We start from the raw sequence: 5,867 nt of genomic DNA, 5'->3' as shown, positions 1-5,867 counted from the left end.
CGAACCGCTACATCTCCGACCGCTTCCTCCCCGACAAGGCCATCGACTTGGTCGACGAGGCGGCGTCGCGCTGCGCATGCAGGTGGACTCCAAGCCCGAAGAGCTCGACGAGCTCGACCGGCGCATCATGCAGCTCAAGATCGAGCGCGAGGCCTTGAAGAAGGAAACGGACTCAGCCTCCAACGGACCGGCTGGAGAAGCTCGAGAAGGAGCTCGTCAATTTGGAAGAGTCCGCCAACGCCATGGCCGCGCGCTGGCAGGAAGAGAAAGAGAAATTGGGCGCCGCGCAGAAGATCAAGGAAGATTTGGACCACGCGCGCATCGAGCTGGAGCAGGCCCAGCGCAAGGGCGACCTCACCAAGGCGGGCGAGCTCGCTTACGGCGTGATCCCCGACCTCGAAGCGAAGCTTCAGGCAATCGAGGAGGAAGAGGGCAAGGCCGGCTCCCTCGCGCAAGAGGTGGTCGAGCCCGACATGATCGCGCAAGTCGTCTCGCGCTGGACCGGCATTCCCGTGGACAAGATGCTCGAAGGCGAGCGCGAAAAACTTCTGGCGATGGAGACGGAGATCGCCCGCCGCGTGGTCGGCCAGGAGGAGGCGGTCCGCGCCGTGTCGACGGCCGTGCGCCGCTCACGCGCCGGGCTGCAAGACCCCAACCGGCCCATGGGCTCGTTCATGTTTCTGGGCCCGACCGGCGTCGGCAAGACGGAGCTTTCCCGCGCGCTCGCCGAGTTCCTGTTCGACGACGAGCACGCGATCCTGCGCATCGACATGTCCGAGTATATGGAGAAGCACGCGGTGGCCCGGCTCATCGGCGCGCGCCGCCCGGCTATGTCGGCTATGAGGAAGGTGGCGCGCTCACCGAGGCCGTCCGCCGCCGCCCGTACCAGGTCATTCTCTTTGACGAGATCGAGAAGGCACATCCGGACGTGTTCAACGTCCTGCTCCAGGTGCTCGACGACGGCCGGCTCACCGACGGCCAGGGCCGCACGGTCGACTTCCGCAACACGCTCATCATCATGACCTCCAATCTCGGCTCCCAATATCTGGTCAACCAGAAGGAGGGCGAGGATCCGGAGGTCGTCGAGGCCCAGGTCATGGAGATCGTGCGCGCGCACTTCAAGCCCGAGTTCCTGAACCGCGTGGACGAGATCATCCTGTTCCATCGGCTCCGCCGCGAGCACATGGCGAACATCGTCGACATCCAGATGAAGCGGCTCGCCAAGCTCCTGACCGACCGCAAGATCACGCTCGATCTCGACGAAGACGCCAAGACCTGGCTCGGCAACAAGGGCTACGATCCGGCCTATGGCGCCCGGCCCCTGAAGCGCGTGATCCAGAAATACGTGCAGGATCCGCTCGCCGAGATGATCCTCGAAGGCAAGATCCACGACGGCGAGACCGTGAAGGTCTCCGTCAAGGACGGCAACCTCACGTTTAATGGCGAGGCGAGCACCGCCAAGGCGGCTTAGGGGGAAGGCACGAAGGCTTCAGCTGTGGTTTCAAGAAAAGCCCTTTCGATCTCGCGGCCAGCGCCTTCCACGAGTGAGCGAGCCATGTTCGGGAGTTCGTCACGGGCACGACGATAGTCGTCCAGCCTAATAGGTGACGGGCTCTCCGGCGCGTCTAGCCGCATGACGTGATCCTTACCTAATATCAAGTATGCCTGCCCCAAAGCGTTCAAGGACTGCGCTCGCATTGCTGCTGTTATAGCGCTTCTCCACTGAACCAAACCTCCTTTGGCTTTTTTGGTATCTACTTTGAAAGATGTCTCACCACAGCCGAGGCTGAGCACGCTGATTTGGCGGCGATCGACGTCAAAACATGCCAGGGCGTCAACCACGGCGTTCATAATGGGGTTGTTCGCCCACAGACCACCATCGACCATCGTATAACCGTTATTCGGAACTGCTTCGAAGAAGGTAGGTGCGGCCGCTGTAGCAAGTCCGACAGAAACCATACTTGCAAAGCGATCGCGCCTATAGTCGGGATGATGCGGGGTCTTGTAGATCCAGGGCTCTCCATAGCGGCCTTCAAAGGCTGGGATGCACAATCTTGTCTTTGCTTCCCCTAAAGCGCTATCGCCAAACATTCGCATCAGCTCGTTCTGCAGCGGTTCTCGCTCGTAAAGATACCGATGACCGCGCACGGCGAGTCGGTAGATACGTCCCAGCCATGAGCAGGGAGGGAAAATTAGGCTTCCCCGCTCGATGTACACTTTCTCGATATCGGTGGATGTCAGACCACTAGCAAGACCTAGGGCGATGATGCCGCCGGTCGAAGTGCCCGCTATTAGATCGAAGTAGCCGGCGATCGACTTACCATCGAGGTAGCGCCGTTCCAATTCGGCTAATACTGAAGCAGGAAGGATGCCGCAAATACCCCCACCGTCTATGGAAAGAATGCGAAAGGGCCGATCCTCGGGCCAAGGCAACGGCATCCGCCTCTTCTGAAGTGTGCCCTCGGAACGGCGTGGCGGAGCATAGTTCACTGCGCTGTTTCCTTCGATAGGCTGCTGCCATGTCGGCCACCGCCATGCCATCGGCCCGTTGCAAGCCACCCCTCGTAGCAAGCGAGCCAATCCGCTGACCAAGGGATGGTAGTAAGCGCTATCAGATCGTTGTGGCTCCACTCGTCGCCCTCCGGATCGAAAAGACATAGCGGCGACAAAGTGATGTCATCCTCATCGAAGTACACATGCGGCAGCGGGTTCTCCTCTAATGCGTCGAGCCGCGGTCTAGAGAAGGGGAGAGAACGCGCACTACTGGGAACTGCCACCGGCAACTACGGTCGCCTTGGTCTAACGGCAGGCGGTAGTCAACCACGATGCGATATGTGCGCTCGATGCCAGCCAGTGAGCCAAACCAGATCGCCTGTTCCGCCGTCTGCTCGGCCAACTCAAAGCCTGGCCAGTAGCGATGCATGGCCTGAACCTGCTGTGCGACGGTTTTCATCGGTTCTTGGTAGCCGTTCCATAAAATGTATGAGAACGAGGCTGGCTAAGTGCGGGCCGTATGATCGCGGGTGTTGAGACCCCCAACCCAGTGATGACTCGACCTGTTTTCGCGACCGAACGCTCGCCCCCTTGAATGGCGCGCCCCATTCTTGCTGCATACTCATTTACAACGGTCTGGGCAGGACTCTCACCAAACATGGCAACCAGCAAGTCGCGCTTCTTATCCAACCCGACTTGCTCGGAGAACAGGCCAGCAAGCTGACTGCGAAAGTGCCTCAGATCATCCATACAAATTCGTTGAGCTTGAAGGTTTTCGGGCCAACGGTCCGTGAATCTCTCCTCCATGCAAGCCGGGTTGCGGACATCGACCAACACTCCGTCCTTATTCGCCTGTTCAAGGGCAGAAAGCATGCACGCAGAGATAGCTTCCAACGCGCCGCCGATGCTGTTACCTGGCACTGCCGCTTCAAGGGCGAAACAAGCCATCATCACGGATGGCGGAATTCTGCCGGGTCGCTTTTCGTAACGAATGTTTCGATTTCGCTTGAGGAGCTGAAGCGCCACTACAGTCGATGATTTACCGCCCTCAATTGTTGAGTGGGATGGGACTGGTTTCGACTCGGCCTCTGCGCGTATCAGCTCAGAATCCTGGACGCGTTTGGCATAGGCCATCGCGAACGCGAGGTCTATCGACGCATTGGTGTTGAAACGCTCCACGAACCCATAGCTGTTCATCAAAATGCGCCTATGCAGCGAAGCGGGCTCTTCGGCTTTGGCGTGGAAAATGAAACTCCTTCGAGGGTCGTTTTCGTCAACCAGTTGCGAAGGCGTTATATCCAGATGCATTCCGTCGCTGTAATACACCGTCACGCAGCGACTTTGCCGTTCTACCATCCCGTGATATCGAGACCCTGGCTTTCCGTTAATCGCTTGAAAGAGTAGATTGAGCACCTCGGCGGGTAGGGCGGCTCCAATGCTCAGTTCAGCGACGACGTCGATATCAAACCCGTCTGCGCGCTTGCGAGATTTGATAGTGGACCTAATGGCCATCGAGCCTTGCGGGTAGAACAACTGAACCCGGCCGGCTAACGGGCTGTCGTGCCGCTCAATGTAGCCTCGAACAGCGTCCCATCGCTCAACAGCGAGCTGATGTTGGCTTGGGGGGAGTTCGATTGCAATTGCTACTCCGGCAAGCAGGGTTTCTCCTACTGGCGCAGTAGGTCCCAGGGGGGGCGAGCCCATCTTATCAAGCATTTGCTTTCCCTTCTGACGCTCGAAGTCTCTCACCGGAGCGCCCCACGAGAACATTGCTCCCGTTAAAGGATATAGGTATCCTCTAAGAGGATTGCAAATGAATCGGAGCCAGTCAACCTTTATCAGGATGACGGTCTCCTATTTGAGGAGGATGGTCCACGTGGCGGATATCTACACACATATATCTAAGGTGATTCGGGATCTTCGCGAAAAGAAGGGACTCAGCCAGGAGGCGCTGGCAGCAGCGATATCGGAGCCAAGCAATACCGTGTCTAGATGGGAAACTGAAACCTATCGCCCTTCTGCGGAGCAATTGGAAAAGCTGGCTCGCTTCTTCAAGGTTTCGATTACAGCTTTCTTTCCAGGCATGGAGAAGCTGTCTGATGTACCTGCCGCTTTGGCCTCGGCGACTCGGGGGCTAAAAAAGGACGATCTTGAAGAAGTGATTCGTTACGCGGAATTTCGAAAAGCTCGGTCGGCTCTGAAACAAGCTAAGGCCAAACCCAAAGCGAAGGGTGAGCGAGATGGTAACAAGTAGAACGGCCTACTATGAGGCACTTCGAGAGCTTGCTCTGTCAAAGAGAACGGAGTTTGACGTGAAGACCGCTGGTTTTGGTCTGCGTGAAGCGAGGCAAATTTATCGAGCGGAAGCCATCACCATTGATCGCAGACCGCTGCCTTCCTGTTTGAAGGCGATTTACATGTGCGATGAGGTGGACGTATCAGTTGCGATAAGGATCGGTCTACCAATGGAGCCCACTCTTTTCGCTTTAGTGCATGAACTAAAACACCATTGGGCGGACCAAGAACTGGTTAGAGCCGGTTATGTGACTTGCGGAGATTACAACCAAAACGAGCTTGTGGAAAAAGGTGCAGAGGTTTTCGCGGCGGAGTTCATATATCCCGTGGCAGAATTCAGCGACGACATTAAATCGCTCGGTGATGGGAAATGGGATGTAGACAAGATAATCCGCTTCAAACGGGAGGTATGTCGCGCGAAGGTTAGTTACACCTTTGTAAGGAAACGACTCGAGAGGTTGGGTCTTGTATCCCGTGATCAATTTGACGGTGTGAAGTTCCAAAAGAGGGAAGAGGAAATCTACGGTACCCCTCTCTACAAGCAACGGTGGTTTCGTGACAGGCGCCGAGCACGAACCTCCTAATGTTATCTCCGCCCCGAAATCTGCCGTACATTCATCCGTTCCTGCCCCGCTTGAGGGATGTGATCTAGGACCATCCATGTCCTATGGGACGCGTCACGTGGCGCGCGACCCGTGCGCTATCCCCCTCTTATGCCCGCCCACAAAACCTGGGGTACACTGCGTCCGTCATGCTCCTTTTGAGGGATGCGGTGCCTAGGACCGACCTGACATCGTGGAGCGTGATGCGGTGCTCGAGGTCAACCGCGTGTCTCTGAGATGCCTCCGGACCGAAAGGCGTGGCGGAAGGGGACTTGCGGCCGGTGTAACGGACCGCCTCGGGCCGTCTTAGGCTCCCGCCCCGTCTGGAAGTGTCGGGGTTCATGTCTGCCGGCGCCGCGTCCGCTTCTTGTGCGGCCGGCCCCCGCGGGACAGGTAATAAGCCGGAGGACTGGACGGAAGCGATGCCGCGAGCGCGGGGCGCGCCAATGGCCGCCCATGAGCTGCAGCAGGATCGCG

At 57.8% G+C, this 5,867-nt stretch carries 6 protein-coding genes and 1 pseudogene; 3 read left to right on the top strand and 4 right to left on the bottom strand.

Going from position 1 to position 5,867, the window contains the following annotated elements; all coding sequences use genetic code 11:
• Positions 1 to 1,471: pseudogene (locus AUC71_RS05960) on the top strand (AAA family ATPase); the annotation flags it as partial.
• Here AUC71_RS05960 and AUC71_RS05955 read toward each other — a convergent pair.
• From AUC71_RS05955 to AUC71_RS05945, 4 genes are read right to left on the bottom strand one after another with little or no spacing between them, the layout of a single operon-like run.
• Positions 1,468 to 2,490, bottom strand: a complete 1,023-nt coding sequence (locus AUC71_RS05955; RefSeq protein ID WP_069623534.1) for a CBASS cGAMP-activated phospholipase — start codon at positions 2,488 to 2,490, stop codon at positions 1,468 to 1,470. The pseudogene AUC71_RS05960 and the gene AUC71_RS05955 overlap by 4 nt on opposite strands.
• On the bottom strand, positions 2,487 to 2,696 hold the full coding sequence (locus AUC71_RS22930) for a type II CBASS E2 protein (protein ID WP_141701484.1): 210 nt from the start codon (positions 2,694 to 2,696) through the stop codon (positions 2,487 to 2,489). Before AUC71_RS22930 ends, AUC71_RS05955 begins: the two co-directional genes overlap by 4 nt.
• A 20-nt stretch (positions 2,697 to 2,716) precedes the next feature.
• Entirely contained in the window at positions 2,717 to 2,953 is a 237-nt protein-coding gene (locus tag AUC71_RS05950) for a hypothetical protein (protein ID WP_069623533.1), read from the bottom strand.
• Positions 2,950 to 4,209: a nucleotidyltransferase domain-containing protein gene (locus tag AUC71_RS05945; RefSeq protein ID WP_141701483.1), complete on the bottom strand. Its 1,260-nt coding sequence runs from the start codon at positions 4,207 to 4,209 to the stop codon at positions 2,950 to 2,952. The genes AUC71_RS05950 and AUC71_RS05945 overlap by 4 nt, the downstream gene beginning before the upstream one ends.
• 160 nt (positions 4,210 to 4,369) lie before the next feature.
• On the opposite strand from AUC71_RS05945, the gene AUC71_RS05940 reads away from it, so the two are divergent.
• Together AUC71_RS05940 and AUC71_RS05935 are read left to right on the top strand one after the other, a co-directional pair.
• On the top strand, positions 4,370 to 4,747 hold the full coding sequence (locus AUC71_RS05940; RefSeq protein WP_158007718.1) for a helix-turn-helix domain-containing protein: 378 nt from the start codon (positions 4,370 to 4,372) through the stop codon (positions 4,745 to 4,747).
• A 58-nt stretch (positions 4,748 to 4,805) separates the two neighbouring features.
• Complete coding sequence (locus tag AUC71_RS05935) at positions 4,806 to 5,372, top strand: ImmA/IrrE family metallo-endopeptidase (protein WP_158007717.1); 567 nt, start codon at positions 4,806 to 4,808, stop codon at positions 5,370 to 5,372.
• Positions 5,373 to 5,867 lie beyond the last annotated feature (495 nt).

The organism is Methyloceanibacter marginalis (assembly GCF_001723295.1).
Classification (GTDB): domain Bacteria; phylum Pseudomonadota; class Alphaproteobacteria; order Rhizobiales; family Methyloligellaceae; genus Methyloceanibacter; species Methyloceanibacter marginalis.
The sequence above is the reverse complement of the archived record's forward strand: the minus strand, read 5'-3'. Positions and strand labels throughout refer to the sequence as shown.